Raw genomic sequence first — 24,102 nt, forward strand, 5'->3', positions numbered from 1 at the left:
AAATCTAAAATCTAAAATCTAAAATCTAAAATGGTTCGAGTTCCTCCCGCAATAGTTATCTTAGGTCAAAACAGCCAGCCGATCGCCAAAAAAATCTCCGCACATTTCCCCGGTTCCCAGATTTACGGTTTAATCGATCGCACGAACGACACAGACATCAACTTTAGCAACTTCGGCGAAACATTGCGGGAATTATTTGCAACAGAAACCCCAATCATCGGCATCTGCGCCGCCGGAATAATCATCCGCACCCTCGCCCCGCTGCTGTCAGACAAACGGGCCGAACCGCCAGTTTTAGCCGTCGCAGAAGACGGAAGCGCCGTCGTACCGCTGCTGGGCGGTTTGCACGGCGTTAATGATTTGGCCAGAGAGATTGCAGCCGCCCTGGGCGTACAACCTGCAATTACCACCACCGGAGATATCCGGTTTCGCACCGCGCTGCTGAGTCCTCCCCAAGGCTATTATTTAGCGAATCCAGAGGACGCGAAGACTTTTATTTCAAATTTGCTCGCCGGGGCAAAAGTACGCCTAGAAGGGGCTGCAAGCTGGCTTTCCGAGAGCAATTTGCCGTTAGCGAAGCCCGCCCCTACGGGGGCTACGCCAACGAAGAGGATCGCCCCCGACGCAAAATTGACTATCCGCGTCACCGAAAAAGCAATTGCGCCAACGCCCGATTGTTTAGTTTACCATCCGCAAATTGTGGCAGTTGCACTGACAAAGCTATCGAATATTGAGCCGGAAATAGCGGTTTCATTAGTCCAGCAAGCCTTGGAAAAAGCTGGTTTAGCGCCAGCTTCCGTTGCCGGATTTTTTGCATTAAAAGATGAGATGGGAAATCCGGCACTTGAAGCAGTTTCACAATATTTTAAAGTCCCCGTCCGCTTTTTCAATCTCTCCGAACTTGTCGAATTAAACTCTATTGAATTCATCGAAAATCAGGCCGCACAAATTGCCCTGACAGCAGCCGGTGCAAACAGTCACTTAATCGAGTACGATCGCCCAAACGCACTGAATTGCGCGATCGCCCTAGCCGCCCAACCCTTTGATGCTAGGGCGATCGGAATTAGCCGCGGCAAACTGGCGATCGTCGGTACGGGCCCCGGAGGCGCGCCCTGGATGTCGCCGGAAGTTAAGGAAATCCTGCGCGAAGCCACGGATTGGGTGGGTTACAAATTTTATCTCGACTTAGCTGGAACCCTGCGGGAAGGGCAAAAGCGGCACGATTCCGACAACCGCGAAGAGATCGATCGCGCGCGTTTTGCCCTAGATTTAGCAGCATCAGGAAAATCTGTCGCCGTCGTTTCGTCGGGAGATCCGGGTATTTTTGCAATGGCTGCAGCGGTGTTTGAGGCGATCGACTTTGATGCCAAACCCGAATGGCAAGGCATTGATATTCGGGTAGCACCGGGCATTTCAGCCATGCAGGCGGCCGCTGCTGCGATCGGAGCACCCCTCGGACACGATTTTTGCGTGATTTCGCTTTCGGATATTCTCAAGCCTTGGGAGGTCATTGAACAGCGGATTGCTGCTGCTGCTGCGGCCGATTTAGTTATGGCATTTTACAATCCCATCTCGAAACAGCGGATTTGGCAACTCGGAAGGGCGATCGAGATTTTGTTGCAAAGCCGCGACCATAAAACCCCCGTCGTACTAGGGCGAAACCTCGGTCGGCTAGGTCAATCTGTGCGGGTTTGCACCCTCGGCGAATTCCAGCCGCAAGATGCAGACATGAGAACTTTAGTGATTGTCGGTTCGAGTCAAACTCGGATTATTCCCCGCAAATATGGAGATGTTTGGGTTTATACGCCGCGCAGGTATGAAAAATAAGTAAAGCAGCAAAAACTTCGGAAATCAGCAATTGACTGAAAGCTAATTGACTTTGACCATAAAATATTTTGTTCTCGCTGGGGGGAGTCTAGGTTAACAAATAATGGCGCATCACTCGATCGGCCTGTTATTTCATCTCATAGCGGTTACTGAGATTGAGATGCGATCGCCTTTGATTACAGACATCCTCGGTACTGAGGGAGCTCGGCTTCCTGAAGCCGAGTTTTTCTGGCAGACATCGATCGAATTTAGAACTCGAATCAACCGTAGTAAGAGTTTCAGCTTCATTTTGGGATATATCTAATTTACATCTCAGGAAACAGAAATTTTTATATAGCCAAAATAAAATTAAGGGCGATCGAGGTCTGCTAAATTCCTTAATCCTACGATAATCTTATGGTTACAAAAAGAGGGTCTTCACCCGGAGGAGTCTTCTATGTCTTTGGGTAGACCGAATTTTTTTTTTCGTTTGATAAGATTTCCTTAAACAAAGCTTAAGAGAACGGTTAGAAGAACATGAAATTCCAAATTCCTTTAGCTCCTGGGGCTGTAACCCAATTTTTGCTCCGAGTGGTGACCTGTCTAGCTGTACTCTCTTTCTTAAGTCAGATGAGTCTGTACTACTTGCCGGAATACCCGTTGAGAGAGTATTTGGCAAAGGTATTTAACGTTGATGCCGAGAGAAACCTTCCAACCTTATACTCATGTTTGGCATTGCTGTTTAGTTCTCTCTTGCTGGGTGCGATCGCCTATGCTAAAAATTTGGATAGCGATCGCTACAAGAATCACTGGAAAATTTTATCATTCATATTTCTATATTTATCATTAGACGAAGCTGGTCAATTGCACGAAAAGTTGATTGACCCGATGCGAAGCCTGCTAAAGGCATCAGGATTTCTTTACTTTACTTGGATTGTGCCGTTCGGTTTTCTTGTAGCGATATTTCTATTATCCTACAGTAAGTTTGTGTTCCACCTTCCTGTTGCCACAAGAAAATTATTTGTTGCAGCAGGCGCTTTTTATATTGGAGGATCAATCGGGATGGAAATTCCTGGGGGATATCTATTTTCTACCACGGGAATGGAGAGTTTACCCTACCTGATAGTAGCCACCATTGAAGAGTTTTTAGAAATGCTGGGCATCGTTGTATTTATCCACGCCTTGATTTCATATATCAAGACATATTTAGGCGGGGTAAGTTGGAATATTTACATACCAGGAAAAAACACACAAGTTACCGAGCATCAAAATATCGGCATACCTGCCCTTAGCGAAGCAGCCAACACAAATCTATTAAGGTGAATCACTTAAAACCGGGTTGGATGGACGACGAAAATACTGCATTATGGCCTTTGATCAGGATAAAAAACCCGCTTTCTTTGATACTGATGTGTACTGTACTGGAGGTTATGTAATCTTCGGCGGACACAACGACTAATATATAGGCTGCTTGCTGCACCAAAAGACTAATTAGAGGTGGAACAGCTTAGTTCACAGATGACATCCTCGCCTTTACCAGAAAATCGTTAAGAGCAACCTTTGCATTAGGATTGGATGGCAAATGACTTGTAAAACTTGCCTCTTCTAATATATTAATTAGCCGATCGCGCTCTTGCTGATAAAATTCTATATCTGTATCTTCCAGCACAGATTTTTCCTCCCCAGCCAGCTTGCGCTCAATCAAATCAGGAATATACGACAACTGGAACTTATCATTAAGCTTCACCAAATTCGCCTCAACTTCCCCCGTTTGCATCAAGTGAATCCCAGCCAGCAACACCCGGTAAACGTACAGAAGCGGCTTAACCCGACGCGGGCGTTCTTTCTCAAACAATTTCCATTGAGTTTGAGCAAAACCGAGATAGTGGTGGCTGTGGTGCTTGGTGATGCAGTTCGAGGCAATAGCCTTTAATTCCTCGTGTTCCTTTGTAGTGTAAACTATCAGCGGCGAATACAGTTGTTCTAGCACGTAGCCGTTGCGCTTCAACAGCAACTCAAAAAATTTCTTGATGTCGTGAGTTACTAAATCGAGTTGCATTTCCTCCCGAACTTCCGACACTTCGATTGTTTCTTCTCCAGAAATTAGTCCAATTACTTGCGGTAGCGGCAAAATGTGTACTCCCCGCAAGTCGAAGTCAGAATCTGCCGAAGGAAAGCCGTATAAGTGCGAACCGCTGACAGTCGCAAACAGCAGCGGATAAGGTTGAACAGAGATAATTTGGGCGAGATTCGAGATGTATTCTGTCATTTTTTCAAAATTTTATCAAGGCTAATTTTAATTCCGGTTAAACAATCGCAAATACCTGTAGGGGCGGGTTTTACCAACCATATATGTCTCAAATTAACGATCTCGTAAACCCGCCCCTTTTAGCCGATCGCACCTCTACGCGCTTCAATCAAAAACAGATTCGCTTTCTCGTAATTAGGACGTTCCGGTAAGGAAGTTGCAGCAAACGCGCGATCGAACTCACCGTGCAAACTCAACCGCCAGCGATTCACCTCATCCCAGGATATTTCTTGGTTGCGGATAGATAAAAGTTGCGATCGATAGTCCTGCACGCGAACCGGTACAAACCCCTCCTTGAGCACCGTAATTCCTGACAGCAACAAGCGAATTAAGTGCATCGCGTGCTTCCAACGAATTTCCCCGGTATTGCGGAGGTCTTGCTCCATTTTTTTAAATTGAGACAAAACGTAGCTATTGTAAGTTTGATAAACCAATTGAGAAAGAAAGATTTCCCGAATTTCGAGCAATTCTTGTGCTACAGGAGAAACAGTTTCTACTAAAGGCGTGTACAAACATTCTAGCACATTTGGATTAGCTTTTAGTGCCAAAACTAGAAACTTTTGCAGTTCCCAATAGCATTCCTGATTTTCCTTGTTTTCCAATTGTTCTGGAATGCCGTAAAGCGACCAATGAAGGATTGCCGGGGGCAGGTAAATCCCGCGTCTGTCTGTATCGGATTGCTCGTTATCAAGACCATAAGCTCTGGAACCAAGAATGCAGCGGTAAATTACAGAATCATAGAGGTTGTATTCTGCAAGAAAATCTCCTCCTGACTGCAATCCTTCGCTCTGAAACTGCTTGCGGATGCTGAGTTCGTGCCGCCGCAGACTAACTTCTGTTCCGTCTGGGAGTTTGACTAAATATGCGTGGGAATTGTCCGTAGGCGATTGAACGATGACACCTACTAATCCCGGTTTCCAAGATTGGTCGCTGGCGGGGTTTTTGACCTCGATTTTGGTGACAATTTGGGTTCCTGCGGGGATGATTAAGTTGAAATTTTGAGGAAGATTGGCATTTGCCATGAGGAAACCTCCTGCGGGGCACGAGCTACTATGTTATTGTAGCATATGTGTAGTATAGAAGGGGAGTTTTGGGCGATCGATCGTTTGGGCATAGGTATGCGCTTGCTTTCCTAACAAATCGCTAAAACTATTGTTAAATAAGGCTTCTATGCTTAATCGAGATTGAGTGATATAAATCACATTTTCAGCGTGACAAAAATTATTGATTTAAAGGTAAAAAACGAGGTAAATTTATACAAATTTTAATTAATTAAAAATAAAATAATGGATACAAACATCTCACCGGGATACTTAACAGGGCTGTTAGATTTGGACGATATGACTGGGGGGATGGTACGAAAGGATCTAATCATTGTTGCCGCCAGGGTTTCAATGGGGAAAACCTGGTTTGCGATACATTTGGCTCTACAAATAGCCAAAAAATACAAACTGCCGGTAGTCTTTTTTAGTGCCGAAATGTCTAAAGAAGCCCTCATAAAGCGGATGCTGGCGATGGCGTCGGGGATAAATTCTCAAAGACTGATGTGGAACAAAATCTACGAGGAAGAATCGGAGAACCTGGCATCCACAATCGGAGACCTATCGGGATTACCAATAATTATCGATGACACTTCGGGCCCTAGCCTAACACCGGCAGTAATGAGAAGCCTCCTTCGGCGCGTCGAACAAGATTACGGAAAAATCGGCTTAGTGATACTAGATAACCTCCAATTATTAGGAGAAAGAAGCGCAGTAAACCGCGCTCAGGATGTGGCAGCGCTTGCAGGACAGTGCAAGGCGATTGCCCAGGATTTTGATGTGCCTTTTGTAGCACTAGCTCAGATACATCGTGGCGTCGAAAGTCGCAATGACAAGCGCCCATTGTTGTTGGATTTGAAGGAAGGTGGCGACATCGAACAATATGCAGACGTAGCTCTCTGCCTGTATCGCGACGATTATTACAACTCAGACTCAATTGAAAAGGGCAAGATAGAATTAATAGTTAGAAAGCAAAGAAACGGTGCTTTGGGCACTGCAAAATGCTGGTTCAGTCCCGAAAAAGGGTCTTTCATAAGTATTCTAAAATAAGAAAGTTGTAGGGTGCGATTCGGGCAGAATGTGACGACAACAAACTAAGAATTCCCCCCCTGACGCACCCTACGGTTAGCTATCTACGAATAATCGGTACGGCGCGCAATGAGCACCTTACGAATTGATAGAAAACTGAAAAAAGAAAAGAGGCACGAACCTGCTCTAAATCCCTGTAACTCTTAATAGATATAGCTTTGAGAATATGGGCAATGCAGGATTTGAACCTGCGACCCCTTCCGTGTGAAGGAAGTGCGCTACCACTGTGCTAATTGCCCGCAGATAATTACTATACCATACCAAGTCCAAATTTGCAACTAAATTTTTCCTAAAAAATCAGCAGCTTGTTTCCGAGTTGAACTCGACACAATGCCAAGAAAACAGGCATTTGTCGAGTCTGGCATCAGTTAACCACCCACCAACCCGCCGAGGGGCCGACAAACCGCACTACAATCCACCAAGCAACCAAAAGACTAATCCCGATCCAGCTTCCGCGACTTGTCCACTTCACAAAATCTTCGCTTTGGGTTTTCGTGATTGGCAGCCAGGGAACGATGCGCTCTTCCTTACCGTATTCGTCGCCGATCGACTCTTTGCGACGCTTAGATTCACCCATAATCTTTGTCTACTAAATTAGATTTCTACTGGATACCTAAACAAATTATAAGTCAACAGGTCATCTCAAGCCTGCGTCAGCCAAGTCGTATCCAAATAATCAATCCTCGCAAAAGGACTCAAAGCCGCTAAAACCTGCTGTCCATAACTGCGGTGAATCACCCTGCTGTCGAAAATCGCTACTACCCCTTGACGTTCTCGCACAGGCGCGATCGCCCGTTGCAACTCATTCAGCGCCGCCGGCAGCAAATACAAGCGAAACCAATCCTTGCGCCGTTCCTTATAATAAGCCACACGCGCCGTCACCAAAGGATTCTCCAAAGAAGGTAGCGGCAAAGTTGCGATCGCCAGCAAGTGAGGCGCCCTCAATACCCCCTGATGTTCCCGCCAAAACTCCCACCCCGTCACCAAAATCGCATTCTCCCCCACATCAGTCTTTTCAACCTGCACCCGAGAACCGAACTCAGAAGCCAAAATCGCCGCCAGCCTCGCCTTCAGCGGTACATCACCAACAATCAGCACCGTTAACCCCGGCACCGACGCGCTCATCAACAGCAAAGTCCGAATTTCTTCAATTAAAACACCCTGAAATTCCGGCGTATTCGGCAGCGGCAGCCAGTTGGGAATGTACAGTTGAATTAATTCGCTTTGTCGATCGGGCGAAAACTTAACGCTCGTCAATTCTGGAAGCCCCAGCATTTGCCGGAAAATCCCAGCCTTCGGTTCCACATCCACCGCCCCCCCAATCAACACCATCGGCTGAGAATCCCAAATTTTGCTCAAAACCTCAGCCACCTGAACCGGCGCGCAGAACAGAGAAAATGAGCCAGCCTCCCGATTAATTTCCGCCCACCGCAGTTGTCCGTTTGTTTCCCACCGCTGCCAAAAATTGCTCCAAGCAGCCGGAATCAGCGAATTCGGCTCGATGGTTTCAAACAGCCCCTGCAAAATATTTTGCTCTGCCGTTTCCAGCAAATAGCACTCCTCTGGTTTCGCCGGATGCCGAAAGAAAGCCCGCGTTAGCATTACCCGCCCTTGGAGGATTGCATCGGCTTCCAAAAGCTGAGATTGCATTAAATCATTCCAGTCAGCAGGTTGCAAACACGCCGTCAATTGCTGGCGCGTCCAAACTTCCAAGTCATCCACACCGTCAATAATTGTCGGAATATTGCTGTGAAGTTCCGAATCCACCGCCAAGCGAGTCGCCAGCCAAGACTCGGGATCTGCTAGCATCAATCCTCGTCCAGTGGCATTATCCGAATAAGTCTCGATCGGCTTATCAGTTTGCAGCCACTCTTGCAAACGGGGAATTTCCACTGCTCTCAAATGCTCGATCACCCGTGTCGGCGCGACTAAAATCACAGGCTGCGGCCACATCAAAATCGGCATCAAATAGCTGACTCGATACCGCTGTCGGTAAGCTCCACCGGGAAGCCCCGTTTGGATCAGAGCGCTGCGCCCCAAGCGCAAAGCCCGCGCCACGAGCCGCGCCATCGTTAAATGGTGGGGCCAGTGCGGCTCGGAGTTCGATCGCAGGAAGCGGAGCAGCGAATTGTGGACTTCTACCTCAATCAATCGGTTTTAAAATTGACATTTCTCACTCAACTTGACACTCCCCTGGCTGAAGCCGAGGGGATTCTTAATTCAGCGACTGACCTTAAAATGTTCTGTCCTCACGGCAATACTTAAACTTTTCAACCGTGGAGTACCACCAATTGACGAGTCCAATTCAGAAACACTCTCTTGGGATCTATCTCCAAAAGCGTACTAGAATATTTATCTAGAGTTTGGGTATGCCCTACCCTACTTAACAATTCCCAGTAGACAAGTTTACGTTTGCTGGATTGAAACCTACATTTTCGGTTTCGGCTGTTTAGAGTGTTTTCGCCGCACTTTGTCCCCCAGTTCATGCCTAAAAGTGTGTCTTAACTGTTTCACTTCGGACAAAGGAGTTTAACCTTGACTGTCTTAGTCTACCATATTGTCCCGTCTTGTCCAACTTTTTAAGAAAGTTTTTTGAATTAAAAAGATTGGATTTTAGATTCAGGATTGAGGTAAAGAGAACAGGCAGGATAAATCCTGCAACGCCCTTTCATTCCCGGACTGAATTCACGGGGTTTTCAGGGTATTCCTTATAATCAAAACTGGCCAGAAAATCAACTACTTTTTGACCGAGAGGCAAACTGAAATTACTCTCCTGATGAGTTGCACCTCCCTTCCCAAAATTCCCGTGAGAATTCACCATCAAACTCTCCTGTCCCGAACTAATTAAAATAGTTTGGGTAGGTGAATCAAAAAACTTTGTTGGCTGACTCATCCGTGATATATTAGAGAGTAAATTAATCAACTCATTTAATTTATTTGTAGCTGTACTCAATGCTTTACGCAACTGCAATATTCGTTTCTCCTCCAAATTTTGACTTTCGATATTTTTGCCGATAACCATAATATTTCTCTGAGTTTGTACAGCATCTTTAAAAGGAATAATCGCTAAAAAAGCTGCTGGCAATAAATGCTCATCGCTCTCAAATCTAAAAGTTAGAGTTGTGCGGCGGTAGCCGACTTCAATATTGGGAGGAAAATTCATTGCCCGGTAATGCCGAGCTATTTCGCTGTAAGCTGTTGCTAAAGTGCTGTTTGCTGAGTAGTCTAAAAGTGCGTCAACCACAATTTGCACTAACCCAGGGGTGTGATTTAAAAATTTTCTCGATTGTGACGACGAATTAAATTGTTGAATCAGAGTGCGATCGCCCGCCGGGCTCAGGTCAAGCCACTGACAAGTAATATCATCTACGATGATGCCACACCGAGGAACCAAATACAGTTTTGCTCCTGTTAAAGTTGCTCCCCTCAAATCAGCGCCCACCCAATCTGCATTAATCAAATTTGTTTCTGTCAAATCAGCGTGAACGAAACTAGCACTTGCTAAATTAGTATTTCTTAAATCTGCTCCGTTGAGGTTAGCTCCGCTCAATTTAGCACTGCTCAGATCGGCGCCGTTGAGGTTAGCTCCCGACAAATCAGCCCATTTGAGGTTAGCTCCGCTCAAATTGGCACTGCTGAGATTCACCTGTTGCAAAGAAGCTTGTCTCATATCGGTATTGCTCAAATTGACGCCGCTAAGTTCTGCTTTCGTCAAATCCGCGCCATGCAAGTTAGCTTCTTGAAAGTTAGCTGAAGCAGCCGAAGCACCTCTGAGATTGGCACCGGAAAGATTAGCACCGCACAGGTTAGCTTCCGTCAGTTTTACCTCTCTTAAATCTGCTTCAGTCAGGTTGGCACAGCTGAAGTTAGTTTTGCTGAGTTCGCAGCGGACTAATTCGCATCTAATCAGGGAGGCTCCGATTAATTGAGCTGCACTTAAATCGGCTCTGACTAAGTTTGCTACGTTGAGAGTAGCCCCGTTTAAGATTGCCCGCGTGAGGTTGGTACTGCTGAGTCTAGCCACATTCAGGTTAGCTTCGCTCAAGTTAGCTTCGCTCAAGTTAGCGCCGCTGAGGTTGGTGACAAATAAGCTAGCCCCCCTTAAATTTGATTGGCTGAGGTTGATGCGGCTGAGATTAGCTTCATTCAGGTTCATTCCTGTGAAGTCTCTGTCGCCTTCTGTGTATCTCTTGACGAGTACAAATCGTTTGAGCAGTTCTTCAGCTTCCATATTTTTACTTGAATCAAATAGCAATTGGCTAACTTTTATAGGGCATGAATAGAAATTATCTCAAATTAATTTATAGTATTTACTCACCGAGCTGATAAAAGCTTTTGACAAACTCAATGACCGTATTTAGCGGCGGGGTGGTAAATCTTTGGGCTTTAATTGCAGGACTGATAGAGGTTTTGTTGACTCCGGGCAAATTTGTCAAGTTTCTGCCAAAATCGGGGTGATAGTGAATCATCAAACTTTCGGCGCTGGAGTTAGCCAGTACAGTTTGGGTAGGCGATTGGAAAAAACTTGACATCGGTTCGCGATCGAGGCGAATCGGCTGAATTTTCATTTCCCCTATTTTTCTCATTGTTTTGGTCAGGGCTACGTTTAATTGCACTACCATATTTGAGACTCTGACGCCCAGGTTATTACCACTTTGGGGTTGAATCATCTTGATCAAAGTAATCAAATTTTTCTGAGTAAATGCTGCATCACTAAAGGGAATAATGGCAACGAAAGCTGTGGGAAATAGTTGATCGTCCTGCTCTATTTTAAAGGATATGATTGTGCGTCTGGAATTAACTTCGATACTGGGAGGATGGCTCAAAGCAGGGTATTGACGGGCAATTTGGCGGTAGGTAGCTGCCAGGACAAAGTTAGCATCCGGGTCGAGGGGTCGATCGACAATAATTTGAACTGTCGGCGGTGTAGCATTGAAAAACCTTTGAGATTCTTCTGGGGTAAAGCGCTGAATGTGGCTGCGATCGCCGTTAGGACTGAGGTCAACCCAATCGCAGGTAATGTCATCTGCTTTCACATCAAACCTAGACACCGCGTAAATTTTTGCCCCCGTCAGGGCAGCCCCCGTCAAATCTGCGCCCACCCAATCAGCGTGAATCAAATTCGCTTGAGTCAAATCCGCGTGTACCAGAGTAGCGTTCAACAGATTGACATTGCTCAAATTGGCCCCGTACAAGTTGGCCCCGCTCAATCTCGCTTCATCGAGGTCAGCGCCGGTTAGGTTCGCCCCGCTGAGGTCAGCCCACCGGAGATTAGCGCCTCGCAAGTCCGCGCCGCTAAGGTTTGCTTGAGAAAGATTAGCTTGTCTGAGTTCGGCATTGCAGAGGTTGACTCCTCGCAAGTCTGCCCTGCTGAGGTCGGCTCTGTGCAAGTTGGCCCGTTCCAAGTTTGCCGCTGTTAGGGAAGCGCCTCTAAGGTGAGCCCCGCTGAGGTCGGCTTGCTCTAGATTGGCTTCTCTGAGGGTTGCTTCTCTCAAATCTGCTTCGCTGAGATTTGCACCGGTCAAGTTGGCACTACTGAGGTTTGCTCGAATCAGTTCGGATCTGATCAGTGTAGCTTCGACGAGTTGGGCTTCGCTGAGGTCGGCTCGAATCAAGTTAGCTACGTTGAGGATAGCGCCGCTGAGGTTGGCTTTGTTGAGATTGGCACCGCTGAGTCTGGCAACATTGAGTTTGGCTTTTCTCATGTTGGCGTTTGACAAATTGGTGCCACTCATGTTGGTGAGGCTCAAGATTGCCTCACTGAAATTAGCCCCGCTGAGATCGATCCTGCTGAGATTTGCCTCGCAAAGGAGGATGGCAGTAAAGTCTCTTTCTCCTGCTGCATATTTGGTGATGAGTTCTTCGGCATCCATGCTTTTAAATTTCCCTGATATCAAATCCGTTAGCATCGGAATAGTAAATTAGAGTTCACTGTTCACGGCGTTGACTGTTCACTGTTCACGGCGTCAACAGTCAACAGTCAACAGTCAACAGTCAACAGTCAACAGTCAACATCATTCCGGTGTAACCGGAAATGATATGATGTGTTAGCTAGAACAAAGCTTTGTTGTGCCAACCTTTAAACTAGAATAAGCATTTTCTGTAACTTGATGCAATATGCCTAGACATCTATATTGTGGAAGCCTTTTATAAAATCCAAAATGCTAGTGATATTAGCTTGAGCCAATTTTGTGCTTTCGGCTAATTTACCCGATGGTGAGTTACTTGGCTCGTATTTTTTAATCAGGCGCTTGCCGAAGGCGGGGTGGTGATATACGCTGAGTCTTTGATCGCGGGAATTAATTAAGATCATCTGTGTGGGAATTTGAAAGAAATTGATGCTTTCGCCGATTTTTGGAAAAGAACTGGAAATTTTGATTTGGTCTACTTTGCTGATAGCTTGGTTGAGTGCTTTGCTGCATAACTGGACGTGTTTAGATTCTTTGACGTTAAGTTTGCCTGCATCGTGGGATTGAATCATTTTCATTAAAGCTATTAGGTTTTTTTGAGTTATGGCAGCGTCGTTAAAAGGAATGATGGCAACGTAAGCGGTGGCAAATAATTTATCGTCGCTGTCCATTTTAAATGCGAGTACGGTGCGCCTAGAGCTGACTTCGATCGTGGGAGGCTGACTTAAACTCGGGTATTGTTGGGCAATTTGGTAATAAGTTGCAGCTAGTGCAAAATGAGCGCCTTGGTCTAAGGGCGAGTCAATCACGATCCGAACTGTGGGCAAGGTTTCGTGAAAAAATTCGTGGGTTCCTCCCGAGTTCAACCAGTAAATTTGGCTGTGGTCGCCGTTGGGGCTGAGATCAACCCACTTGCAGGTCATGCCTTCGGTTTTGATGCCGAGCCGCGAAACTGCGTGAAGTTTGGCTCCGGTTAAGGTGGCTCCGGTTAAGTCTGCTCCAATCCAGTCGGCGCGGATCAGATAGGCATTTGACAGGTCGGCGTGCACTAAGCTGGCATTCAGCAAGTTGGCGTGGCAGAGGTCGGCTCGGCTGAGGTCGGCACCGCTCAATTTGGCTTCGCTGAGGTCGGCCCAGCGAAGATTGCAGCCGCTGAGGATGGCCCAGCGCAAATTGACGCCGCTGAGGTCGGCGCCGCTGAGTACGGCTTGAGTGAGGTTGGCTTGTCTCAGTTCTGTGCCTCGCAAGTCGGCGCCGCTGAGGTCGGCTCGGCTGAGGTCGGCTCCTTGCAGGTTGGCTTGTTCGAGGTTGGCTTCTGTCAAGCACGCGCCACTGAGGTGAGCGCCTCGAAGGTTGGCTTGAGCGAGGTTGGCTCCTCGAAGGGTGGCTTCGGTGAGGGTGGCGCCGCTGAGGTTGGCGGCGCTGAGGTTGGCGCCGCTGAGCTCGGCTCGAATGAGCTCGGCTCTGATCAGTTTCGCTCCTATGAGTATGGCTTTTTTGAGGTCAACTCGCACTAGGTAAGCGACGTTGAGGTCGGCGTCGGTGAGGTCGGCGCCGCCTAGATGGGCGCCGCTGAGTCTGGCGATGTTGAGTTTGGCACCTGTGAGGTTGGTTTTGCTGAGGTTGGCTCCGCTCAGGTTTGCTACACTCAGATTCGCACCCTTGAGGTTGGCTCCGCTCAAGTTGACGCCGCTGAGGTTGGCCTCAGTCAGGTTGATTCCGGCAAAGTTTCTTTCTCCGGCGGCATATTTCTTCAGGAGTTCCTCGACTGTCATGGGGGCGGCACCGTATCAAATATCCCCATTTTATTGCTATGAATATCGGTATTGTAGGACTGGGTTTAATTGGCGGCTCGATCGGGCTGGATTTGCGATCGCGCGGGTTTAATGTTTTGGGGGTTTCGAGTCGGCAGCAGACTTGCGATCGGGCGCAAGCTCGCGGTGTTGTCAATGAAGCCAGCATAAACCTGTCTCTGATGGCAGCAGCCGATGTGGTTTTTATTTGCACGCCACTGGGGTCGATCGAGCCGATCGTCCGAGAGTTGGTGCCCTATCTTTCCCCTGATACTATTGTAACTGATGTCGGTTCCGTAAAAACACCCATAGTGCAGGCTGTGTCTCCTCTGTGGCCGAATTTTGTGGGGGGACACCCGATGGCGGGGACTGCTGAAAGCGGAATTGAGGCGGCGGTGTCGGATTTGTTTGTGGGCCGGCCTTATGTGGTGACGCCGACTGCCCAAACGCCGGCGTTTGCGGTGGATAAGGTTGAGGAAATTGCGCGGTTGCTGGGTGCGTCGGTTTACCGATGTGAGCCGATCGAGCACGATCGAGCTGTGGCTTGGATTTCTCATTTGCCACTCATGGCTAGCGCGACGCTGGTTGCTGCCTGCGATCTTGAGGGCGATCGGGATATTGTTAATTTAGCCCAACATTTGGCGAGTTCGGGTTTTCGGGACACGAGCCGCGTTGGCGGCGGCAATCCCGAACTGGGAGTGATGGTGGCAAAGTACAATCGAGAGGAATTGTTGCGATCGCTCTCTATTTACCGCGACAGTCTCGACGGGTTTATCAGCGATATCGAAGCTCAAAATTGGCAAGCTCTCGAACACAAGTTGAAGCTGACTCAACAAGCGAGAGAGAATTACAAATTGTGAGCCAAAAATACTTACAACAGTCCCCGTCTCGATTATGATTTGTGGACGCCTATATATTGAGTTTCAATGTACACTTATTCTCGGATCAAGCGATTTTTACTGGGTGAATCTCTCCCCACTAGCGCATCGGTTCACGAACGGCTGAGCAACGCTGCTGGACTAGCTGTTCTGGCTTCCGATGCACTTTCGTCTGTTGCCTACGCTACTCAAGAAACTCTGCTCGTGCTATTACTAGCGGGAAGTAGCAGTTTGAGTTTATCGCTGCCTATTTCTGGAATTATTATTTTACTGTTGGCGATCGTGGCGCTGTCTTACCGACAGACAATTAAAGCCTACCCCAACGGCGGTGGCGCTTACATAGTGGCGCGAGAAAACTTGGGTATTTATCCTGGTTTGATCGCAGCAGCTTCGCTGATGATTGATTACATCCTCACCGTCACAGTCAGTATTTCGGCTGGGGTGGCAGCGTTGACTTCAGCAGTTCCCTCGCTGCACCCCTACACAGTTGAACTGTGCTTAGTTTTTATTGTCTTAGTGATGTTTGCCAATCTCAGGGGCGTGCGAGAATCGGGCAATATATTTATGGTTCCTACCTATGCGTTTATCGTGATAATTTTTATCTTGATTGGTACGGGTTTATATCAACAGGCAACAGGTCAGGTTTTCCCGACCTTAGAAAATATTCCGGCTAAGGAACCTTTGGGATTATTTCTGCTGGCGCGCGCATTTGCAGCGGGCTGTACGGCCCTGACAGGAGTTGAAGCCATATCAGACGGGGTGTTGGCTTTTAAGCCTCCTGAATGGAAAAATGCGAGCCTGACTTTGACCTATATGGGGGTAATTCTGGGATCGATGTTTGTGGGAATTAGTTACTTAGCTAATATTTATCACGTGATTCCTAGCGAACATGAAACGCTCCTTTCTATCTTAGGGAAAGATATTTTTGGAGTCGGCATATTTTACTACTATTTGCAGGCCGCAACTCTGTTAATTTTGCTGTTGGCGGCGAATACAAGTTATGCTGATTTTCCGCGACTTTGTTATTTTTTGGCGCGGGACGGGTTCTTACCCAGACAGTTGTCGCTGTTGGGCGATCGACTGGTTTATTCTAATGGCATTAATCTGCTCAGCTTCTGCGCTGCTCTTTTAATTATCATCTTTCGAGGCAATACGAGCGCGGTGCTTCCCCTCTATGCGGTTGGAGTTTTCACTTCTTTTACTCTCTCCCAATCGGGAATGGTAATTCACTGGTTTAAGGAACGAGGTAAAGGTTGGCAAGTTAGTGCTGTGATGAACGGTATTGGTGCAGTGGCAACAACGGGAGTTTTGGCTGTAATTCTCGCTACAAAATTCCTTTTGGGAGCTTGGGTTGTCGTAGTAACTATTCCGATCGTAGTCACTCTATTTTTAGCTATTCACCGACACTACCGGTATGTCGCGGCTCGCTTGAGCATTCAGGGAATAGAACCGAGGTCTTATCTTCCCAGACCTAAAGTTAAGACGGTGACACATCCGGCAGTGGTGTTAGTCGGACAGTTGCACCGGGGAACTTTCGAGGCCCTCGATTACGCTCGTTTAATTGCTGATGAAGTTGTGGCAGTTCACGTAGATATTGGTTTGACCGATCGAGAAAAATTACAATTAGCGTGGAAAGATTTGCAGTCTGATATTCCTTTGGAAATTCTCGAATCGCCTTACCGTTCTGTTGGTGAGGCTTTGACGCACTTTTTGACTTTGTTTGAAGAGCAGCGACCGGGAGTGTATTTAACGCTGATAATTCCGGCTTTTGTGACGCGAAATTGGTGGGAGGGACTGTTGCACAATCAAACTGCTTTCTTTTTGAAAGCGGCTTTGCGGGCTAAAAAAAGTCGGGTTGTAACAACGGTGAGGTATTTTCTTTAAGTGGGAGGGGCAACCACGGGGGATTGCCCCTACTTCCTCGCAATGAAAATTGGAATGCGATCGGACGCGCTGGCCCAAGAAACCCGGTTTGTTCGCAAAATCTTTGGTTTGGATGCGATTTTTCTAGGCAGAAACCGGGTTTCTGACACCGCTTGGTAAATCATATATAGAAATCCTTGCAGGAGTCGTAAATTTTTTACCCCACCCCAGCCCTCCCCTTAGTAAGGGGAGGGAGTAAGAAGTTCACAAATGATTTAGGAGCGCTATATATTTATTAAAAATTCAAGGAAAGGGTTGACATATCAAAAATGATATGTTATGAGTTGAGTAAGTAGAAAAGTTGCCTTTCAACTTATCTTGAAAAAGATTGCGGCTGCTGAACCCAAGTCTTTTGTTCCCTAAAAAATCTCTTCAACTTTTGGGGGTTGCTATGCAACCCGCAACAGACTATTTATGCAGCAGCCAAAAAACTTGAACAGGCTTTTGCGAGCTTTGTCTCGGCAAGGTCTTGATGTTAGTTACGACAATAAAGTCTACTCGATTTGTCTCAATAGTTCTCTGAAAGAACAGTGGCAAGATGCCGATGCCCCAACAGCAGAAGTTTTGCTCCCAGAGGGTTTTCCTGTGGAAGCAAAGGCGCTCAAACAGTTAGCAAATTTGGCGAATGTTCGACACCCTCAAGGCGGCTGCGTTTGTCGCGTTTGCGCTACTCCAGATTTCCATCCGGGGGATTCGGGGGTGGCGATCGGCTCGATCGTCCAAACAACAGGAATGGTGATTCCGGCGGCTGTCGGTTCGGATATTAACTGCGGGATGCGCTTACACGTTGCTGATTTGTCGATCGAACAATTCCTCAGTCAGCGCGATCGATTTGTAGAATTGCTCAAAGGCGATTATTTCTTCGGTACTCGCGATGTCAGCATGACTGCAAAAACTGCTCGCGCGATGTTCCAACACGGGATTCCCGGATGGCTGGATGGTATGCTGGACGAGGCAACCGGCAGCGCGGCTAATTCGGATTTCGAGCAGTTGGCGTCAGAGTGCGATTCCCTACGGGATAGCTGCGCTTCACGCACTTTCCTTGGCGGTTCCATGAATGGCGATGTGAAATGGGCCCCCGCAGAATTAGTCCCAAACGACGGCTTAGTCAGGGATGGCGGGTTAGCTACCATCGGTGGCGGCAATCACTTTGTGGAAATTCAAGTGGTTGAGGAAGTTATCGATCGAGCTACGGCTTATACTTGGGGAGTTCGATCGGGACAAATCGCTTTCATGATTCATTCGGGTTCGCGGAATGTCGGCAAATACATCGGCGGAATGTGGCGCGATCGAGCTTGCGAGGCCTGGCCGAAAACTCTGAAACATCCTGAATCCCGGCTTTTCCCCCTGTCTGCGGCAGCAAATCCCGAACTTGTGAACAGCTACCTGCAAGCGGAAGCAACCGCCGCTAACTACGGTTTTATCAACCGTTTGCTGCTAGCAGAACTTTTGCGCTGGCGTTTGCGGCAAGTTTTCGGCGATGTGGAAGCTCCCTTAGTATACGATTTGCCTCACAATATTACCTTAGCTGAAGGTGCCGGCTGGGTAACGCGCAAAGGCGCTTGTCCCGCACATTCGGGTCAGCCTGTAATTGTACCGGGTTCGATGGGTGCGCCGTCTTATTTGCTGGTTGGGAAGGGGAACGATCGATTTTTGCGATCGGCTTCTCACGGTGCAGGTAGGGCGCGATCGCGCTTCGATATGAGTCGCAAAGGTGTTGACAAAACTGACTCCGCTTTGAGATTAACCGGCGTAGATTGCATTACCTTGCGCGAAGAACGCAGAATCGAAGAAGCACCGGCGGCTTACAAGCCAATTCAACCAGTAATTGACGTTCAGGTTGAGGCGCAAATAGTTGGTGTAGTCGCTAAACTGAAGCCAGTGTTAACATTTAAAGCGTAGCCTGGGGCTATTTCTCCGTTTTCAATAACTGGTGTCTAAACCAGGCGGAAAGCCCGTTCTAAAAGACAATTTCTTAGTTGTGGAACGGGCATCTTGCCCGTTCGGAACAGGTGAAAAGCCCGTTCTAAAAGACAATTTCTTAGTTGTGGAACGGGCATCTTGCCCGTTTCTAAAGCTGTGAGAATAAGTGCAAAATCTAAAAATTGCCCAATTACCCCCAATCCTCAATTGTCACCAAATCCATCAAAACCTGTCCATCCCCTCAAGCGGCTGCTGAAGTACGGGCGCCGCTACCGCCTGAAAATGTGGCTGGCAAGTATCTGTTCGCTGCTCAATAAATTCTTTGATTTAGCGCCGCCAGCATTAATTGGTATTGCCGTTGATGTGGTGGTGAAACAGCAAGATTCTCTCCTCGCTCAGTGGGGCATAAAAGATGTCTTTTGGCAACTGGCAATTATCACTCTTTTGAGCGCGATTGTTTGGACGTTGGAATCTCTTTTTGAATATGCCTATGATTATTTGTGGCGCAATTTAGCTCAGGATATTGAACACGATTTGCGTCTGGAAGCTTACAGTCATTTGCAGGAATTAGAATTAGCTTATTTTGAAGAACGCAGCACGGGCGGTTTGATTTCTATTCTCAACGATGATATCAATCAACTAGAACGTTTTTTGGACGACGGCGCTAATGAGGTAATTCAGGTAATTACAACGGTTATTGTGATTGGTGTGGCTTTTTTTGCTGCATCTCCTGGTGTTGCTGGGCTGTCAATGCTGCCGATACCTTTTATTATTTGGGGTTCGATCGCCTTTCAAAATCGCCTCGCTCCTTTCTATGCTGATGTGCGGGAAAAGGTGAGTTTTCTGAACGGGCAACTGTCGAATAATTTGATGGGAATTACTACTATTAAAAGTTTTACTTCCGAAGATTATGAAATTCAGCGTATCGAAACACAAAGCCAAGCTTACCGCGAAAGCAACCGACGGGCGATCGTACTTTCGGCAGCTTTTATTCCGCTGATTCGGGTTGTGATTTTCTTGGGGTTTATTGCAACACTATTTCTGGGCGGTTTGGAGGTGGTGGCGGGCCGGTTGTCTGTGGGAACTTACAGCGTTTTGGTGTTTTTGACCCAGCGGTTGTTGTGGCCGCTGACTCGCCTGGGAGATACTCTGGATCAATACCAGCGGGCTATGGCTTCGACTAATCGGGTGATGAATTTGTTGGATACTCCGATCGCAATTCGCACGGGTGATATTCGGCGGCCAGTTAGTTCGATTAAGGGTGAGTTGGAATTTAAAAATGTCACCTTTTATTATAATCAAAGAAAGCCCATATTGCAGTATTTTTCCCTGACTCTGCCGGCGGGGAAAACTACTGCGATTGTTGGGGCTACTGGTTCAGGAAAAAGTACGCTGGTGAAACTCATATTGAGGCTGTACGAGGTACAGTACGGTAATATTTATCTCGACGGGATAGAATTAAATAGCCTGAATTTAAAAGATTTGCGGAGAGCGATCGGATTGGTGAGTCAAGATGTGTTTTTGTTTCACGGTACGGTAGCAGAAAATATTGCTTACGGTAGTTTTGAGGCTAACAATCGAGAGATAGTAAATGCTGCGAAAATTGCGGAGGCGCACGAGTTTATCGCCCAATTGCCGGAGGGTTACAACACTATTGTAGGGGAACGCGGTCAAAAATTGTCGGGGGGTCAGCGGCAGCGAATTGCAATTGCGAGGGCTGTTTTGAAGAATCCGCCCATTTTGATCCTGGATGAAGCTACTTCAGCGGTGGATAACGAGACTGAGGCGGCAATTCAGCGATCGCTCGAACGAATTACCAAGAATCGCACTACAATTGCGATCGCCCACCGTCTTTCTACTGTCCGCAATGCCGATTGCATTTGTGTCATGGAAGAGGGGCTGGTGGTAGAATCGGGGCAGCACGAACAACTGATCGAACAGGACGGAATTTATGCGGCGCTCTGGCGCGTGCAATCTGGTATAAGATAGAAACGCAGCGGTTTTGGGTAATTGGGAATTGCTAATTTGTAATTGGGGATGGGCCATTGGGCATGGGTAACTAATGACAACAGTCAACTGCCAACTGCCAACTGCCAACTGCTAACTGACAACTGACTGCAAAATATTAGTTTCTACAAGCAAGAAGAGAAAATGTTTCTATTTGATAGCCCTGAGTCCAAACCCAACGAAAATAGCTGGAGTCGCAAATTAGATAAATTTGTGAAAGCTAATCAACATGAATTGGCTGCTTTGGCTTGGGGGCTATTTCTGGAAAGGGGAGAGGAAAGCGAGGAGATTTTAGCAATTGATATTGCAGAAACGCCGCGTTTTGTGTATTGTAAGAAAGAGGCGGTTGAGGAGTTGAACCGTCAAGTGAAAAGTCATATTCAGGAAGTTGTAGGCGTGTTGAATGCTCACAAACCTGAGACAGAAGTGGCGATTTTGGCGATCGGGGAAGGTCAAATTAAGTTAATTTTTTTTGAATCTAAGCCTGAACCTCCTGTTTGTTTTGAGGAAGCCGCAACAGATGTTGATACTTTGTTGGCTAAGCTGGAACAGCAGATGGTTGAATATATGAAATAGAATCACATCCGGTGGCATCGGAATTGATATTACCCAAAGTCAGGAGACGACGCGGTGCAGTTTCCCGAAAATAAATCGGGCGATGGTTATATCTCTTATCGAGGAAGATTGATTATGTTGGCGTAGGGAAACGGCAATTCCGTGTCCTCAGTTGCCCTATTGTCGATGGTTATATCCGATCGCACTTAGGAATGAGAATTAAATAAATTCCACAAGATTGTGGGATGGGCGTCCCGCCCGTCTTTTTTGGAGGGGCGGGACGCCCATCCCACAATAACAATTAAAATTGTAAGTTATTTAATTCGCGATCCTAAGTAGAAAGCCAAACCACTTTTTGGGTGCAGGACTGAATTACTAAATGTTCTTAATTCCATCGCTACTAAAACCGCGATCGCCCGTATTAAATAATCGCAAAAATCCTCGCCCCAATCTAAAATTCCGAATAGCTCAGCAGCCGCACTATTTTTTCATTATCGTTCAATTCGCCGACAATTCGGCGCACGGGTTTCGGCCAGATTTTAATCAAAGTAGGAGTTGCTGAAATCTGATCTGCCTCAGCTTGGTCTGGATGTTTCAAAACATCAATTACTTTTAAAGTGTAGGGACGATCGAGGCATTGCTCTAAGAACTGGTGTAAAGTTTCGAGGGTGCGTTCGGTGCTGGGGTTGCTGCCGGAAACAAACAGACGCAAAACGTACCCTTGAGTTTGTGGCGGTGGCGTGAGTGCTGTTCGTTTGGGAAGCCGAGTCTGCTGCGATTGCGGAAAGCCCAAGGGAGTTACTATCGAACTACTGCCGTCCGATCGAGCTTCGGGGCTGGCATACTGTACAACTAAGTCGTGATTTTCCCAAAGTTCGGGGAATTGTTCGTGATAAGTAGCAATCGCCATCGGTTCGCACATTTCTTCGCTCCGGGGGTGCCACACTAAGTCGCCAGTCCCAAAAATGGCGTTCAGCAGCGTTTGATGTCGCAGCACGGGGGGGTAAGCCTCGGCAGCAACCCGCACCTGCCGATCGCCTGGATCGAGCCAGGAGTCAACGGTTGCCGTGTAGCAAGGTATCAGAAAATGCGGCGGTTCCGACAAACCGAGGATCTCCTGTAGAGCTACGCACAACTGCAAATGCCACCGAGTTTGCTTGTGGGGGTCTATGCAATAGATTAAGTCTCCCCCTGGCGTAAACAGCGCAATGCCTTTGAAAAATTCTGGCAAAATCGGGCGATCGACTTTCAATTCAGTACACCAATAAAAGTTAACAGTTAACAGTTAACTGCTAACTGTTAACACTCGACCTTTAGACTCGACCTCGGAGCATCTGAGCCATTTCGTTCGGGAACGGCGAGTTCTCTACACAAAGTTCTTCAGTAATCCGACCTTCTTGATAAAGGCCGTAGAGCGACTTATTCATCGTCGTCATGCCTTCATAAGTATCTTTGATCATGATTTGATTGATTTCCTCATTCTGGCCCTTCAGAATGTATTCCTTAACCACGTCAGTATTGATCATAACGTCGTGGAAAGCAGCCCGCTTTCCGTCTGTGGTTTTGCACAGCAGTTGAGCAATAATCGCCACTAGGGATTCGGAAATGGAAACCCGTATGGCATCCTGTTCTTCCGCCCCGAACATATCAAGAATCCGGTTCAGGGTTTTAACCGCACTGTTGGTGTGCAGGGTTCCTGCAACTAAGTGACCGGTTTGAGAGGCTTTGAGGGCGATTTCCACCGTCTCTCTGTCCCGAATTTCTCCTACTAGCAGCATATCCGGGTCTTGTCGCAGAGCGCCTTTGAGAGCGCTCATAAACTTGAGGGTGTGCCTGCCGACTTCCCGGTGCTTAATCAAGGATTTTTTGCTTTCATGTACGAATTCTACGGGGTCTTCGATCGTGATGATATTGTAGGCTTTATTCTTATTGATGTAGTCGATCATCGCGGCCAACGTGGTAGACTTACCCGAACCTGTCGGGCCTGTCACCAAAATCAGCCCTTTGTGGTAGCCACATATTTTCCTAAATACCTCCGGCAGTTTCAATTCCTCCATTGTCAATATTTTGGCAGGAATTAGCCGCAGTACCATTGCCGGGCCGGCCAAGGAGTCCATGCAACTGATCCGAATGCGGACGAACCCGAAGTCGAAAGCGCCGTCAAAGTCTAGGGTTTTTTGGAAAATTTCAATTTCTTCATCGCTCATGCACTCCCGCAACCAGCCAAAAAACGTATCTAAATCCGTCGGTGGATAGCCGATGTCGGCAATCTCGCCCCGCTTGCGGAAGCGGGGAACTTCGTTTACTCCGAGGTGAAGGTCGGATACTCCTTCTTCTTTGGCTCGCATGACTAGCTCTTTCAAAGTCGGAGATCCGCCGCTGCTAGATATCGGGCTTTTAGGTGTGGCGAAGGATTGCGGCGCTGGTGCGGGTGGCGCTGCTGGTGCTGGTGCGGGGGGCGGTGCTGGTGGCATTCCTGCTGCTCTGGGGGGCATCCCGGGAGCTGGAGGGCGGGGCATTCCTGGCGGTGGGGGGGCTCCGGGTACGGGCGGGCGAGGAGCTGGCGGATGCTGTTGTGTCATATGCGCTACCTTAAGTTGGTGAGAAGGCTGACTCGAACAGATGATTTGTGGGAGTTGAACAATGCCGATCGCCATTGTGCGTCTCTTGCACAAAAGCTTAACTGTTGTTCTCAGTCTATCCTAAGAGGGGGTCGTAGTGCTGCACTACTAAGGAACTATTCTGCCAATTGGAGGATGTCATCACTCTCGATATATGATCAAATATGGATTTTTGACTTTTTTGGATAAATTTCTTAATCAAAAGACTTTGCCACAATTTAAAAGTATTAAATTATACTTTGCCCAACTA

18 protein-coding genes and 1 tRNA gene are annotated in these 24,102 nt (G+C 47.4%); 9 read left to right on the top strand and 10 right to left on the bottom strand.

Annotation, left to right across the window (positions count from 1 at the left end; all coding sequences use genetic code 11):
- Positions 1-30 precede the first annotated feature (30 nt).
- From cobJ to QUB24_RS01495, 3 genes are all read left to right on the top strand, one after another.
- Complete coding sequence (cobJ, locus tag QUB24_RS01485) at positions 31-1,827, top strand: precorrin-3B C(17)-methyltransferase (protein ID WP_333149931.1); 1,797 nt, start codon at positions 31-33, stop codon at positions 1,825-1,827.
- Positions 1,828-1,930: 103 nt separating this feature from the next.
- Positions 1,931-2,131: a hypothetical protein gene (locus QUB24_RS01490; RefSeq protein WP_333149934.1), complete on the top strand. Its 201-nt coding sequence runs from the start codon at positions 1,931-1,933 to the stop codon at positions 2,129-2,131.
- Positions 2,132-2,436: 305 nt separating this feature from the next.
- Positions 2,437-3,129, top strand: a complete 693-nt coding sequence (locus QUB24_RS01495) for a hypothetical protein (protein ID WP_333149936.1) — start codon at positions 2,437-2,439, stop codon at positions 3,127-3,129.
- A gap of 184 nt (positions 3,130-3,313) precedes the next feature.
- Here QUB24_RS01495 and QUB24_RS01500 read toward each other — a convergent pair whose 3' ends face one another.
- Together QUB24_RS01500 and QUB24_RS01505 are read right to left on the bottom strand one after the other, a co-directional pair.
- Positions 3,314-4,075 carry a nucleotidyltransferase domain-containing protein gene (locus QUB24_RS01500; RefSeq protein ID WP_333149938.1) on the bottom strand — a complete coding sequence of 254 codons (762 nt, stop codon included), beginning with the start codon at positions 4,073-4,075 and terminating at the stop codon, positions 3,314-3,316.
- 119 nt (positions 4,076-4,194) lie between these two features.
- Complete coding sequence (locus QUB24_RS01505) at positions 4,195-5,136, bottom strand: DNA polymerase beta superfamily protein (RefSeq protein ID WP_333149940.1); 942 nt, start codon at positions 5,134-5,136, stop codon at positions 4,195-4,197.
- Positions 5,137-5,400: 264 nt separating this feature from the next.
- On the opposite strand from QUB24_RS01505, the gene QUB24_RS01510 reads away from it, so the two are divergent.
- Positions 5,401-6,204 (top strand): DnaB helicase C-terminal domain-containing protein, encoded by an 804-nt coding sequence (locus QUB24_RS01510; RefSeq protein WP_333149941.1) that lies wholly within the window; start codon positions 5,401-5,403, stop codon positions 6,202-6,204.
- Between the two features lie 206 nt (positions 6,205-6,410).
- Here the strand turns inward: QUB24_RS01510 and QUB24_RS01515 are convergent.
- The 6 genes from QUB24_RS01515 to QUB24_RS01540 all read right to left on the bottom strand — a co-directional run bounded on the left by QUB24_RS01515 (position 6,411) and on the right by QUB24_RS01540 (position 13,927).
- Positions 6,411-6,482 (bottom strand) — tRNA-Val (locus tag QUB24_RS01515).
- 125 nt (positions 6,483-6,607) lie between these two features.
- A complete protein-coding gene (locus tag QUB24_RS01520; RefSeq protein WP_333149944.1) occupies positions 6,608-6,820 on the bottom strand; it encodes a DUF2839 domain-containing protein in 213 nt (70 codons plus the stop codon).
- A 65-nt stretch (positions 6,821-6,885) separates the two neighbouring features.
- Positions 6,886-8,394, bottom strand: a complete 1,509-nt coding sequence (locus tag QUB24_RS01525) for a helicase C-terminal domain-containing protein (RefSeq protein WP_333149947.1) — start codon at positions 8,392-8,394, stop codon at positions 6,886-6,888.
- Positions 8,395-8,911: 517 nt separating this feature from the next.
- Positions 8,912-10,474: a pentapeptide repeat-containing protein gene (locus QUB24_RS01530; RefSeq protein ID WP_333149949.1), complete on the bottom strand. Its 1,563-nt coding sequence runs from the start codon at positions 10,472-10,474 to the stop codon at positions 8,912-8,914.
- A gap of 79 nt (positions 10,475-10,553) precedes the next feature.
- Positions 10,554-12,116: a pentapeptide repeat-containing protein gene (locus tag QUB24_RS01535; RefSeq protein WP_333149951.1), complete on the bottom strand. Its 1,563-nt coding sequence runs from the start codon at positions 12,114-12,116 to the stop codon at positions 10,554-10,556.
- A 248-nt stretch (positions 12,117-12,364) separates the two neighbouring features.
- Entirely contained in the window at positions 12,365-13,927 is a 1,563-nt protein-coding gene (locus QUB24_RS01540) for a pentapeptide repeat-containing protein (RefSeq protein ID WP_333149953.1), read from the bottom strand.
- Positions 13,928-13,965: 38 nt separating this feature from the next.
- Here QUB24_RS01540 and QUB24_RS01545 point away from each other — a divergent pair, with 38 nt between their 5' ends.
- From QUB24_RS01545 to ccmS, 5 genes are all read left to right on the top strand, one after another.
- Complete coding sequence (locus QUB24_RS01545) at positions 13,966-14,805, top strand: prephenate/arogenate dehydrogenase (protein ID WP_333149955.1); 840 nt, start codon at positions 13,966-13,968, stop codon at positions 14,803-14,805.
- Positions 14,806-14,871: 66 nt separating this feature from the next.
- Positions 14,872-16,707, top strand: a complete 1,836-nt coding sequence (locus QUB24_RS01550) for an APC family permease (RefSeq protein ID WP_333149957.1) — start codon at positions 14,872-14,874, stop codon at positions 16,705-16,707.
- 453 nt (positions 16,708-17,160) lie between these two features.
- On the top strand, positions 17,161-18,648 hold the full coding sequence (locus QUB24_RS01555; protein ID WP_333149959.1) for an RtcB family protein: 1,488 nt from the start codon (positions 17,161-17,163) through the stop codon (positions 18,646-18,648).
- Between the two features lie 303 nt (positions 18,649-18,951).
- A complete protein-coding gene (locus QUB24_RS01560) occupies positions 18,952-20,658 on the top strand; it encodes an ABC transporter ATP-binding protein (protein WP_445300376.1) in 1,707 nt (568 codons plus the stop codon).
- Between the two features lie 162 nt (positions 20,659-20,820).
- A complete protein-coding gene (ccmS, locus tag QUB24_RS01565; RefSeq protein ID WP_333149963.1) occupies positions 20,821-21,252 on the top strand; it encodes a beta-carboxysome assembly chaperone CcmS in 432 nt (143 codons plus the stop codon).
- A gap of 430 nt (positions 21,253-21,682) precedes the next feature.
- Here the strand turns inward: ccmS and QUB24_RS01570 are convergent, their stop codons facing one another.
- Together QUB24_RS01570 and QUB24_RS01575 are read right to left on the bottom strand one after the other, a co-directional pair.
- Entirely contained in the window at positions 21,683-22,483 is an 801-nt protein-coding gene (locus tag QUB24_RS01570; RefSeq protein ID WP_333149965.1) for a circadian clock KaiB family protein, read from the bottom strand.
- Between the two features lie 61 nt (positions 22,484-22,544).
- The gene (locus tag QUB24_RS01575) at positions 22,545-23,813 is read right to left on the bottom strand and encodes a type IV pilus twitching motility protein PilT (protein WP_333149967.1); all 1,269 of its coding nucleotides are present in this window, start codon (positions 23,811-23,813) and stop codon (positions 22,545-22,547) included.
- Positions 23,814-24,102: the final 289 nt, after the last annotated feature.

The sequence above is a fragment of the Microcoleus sp. B9-D4 genome, assembly GCF_036705105.1.
GTDB lineage: Bacteria > Cyanobacteriota > Cyanobacteriia > Cyanobacteriales > Microcoleaceae > Microcoleus.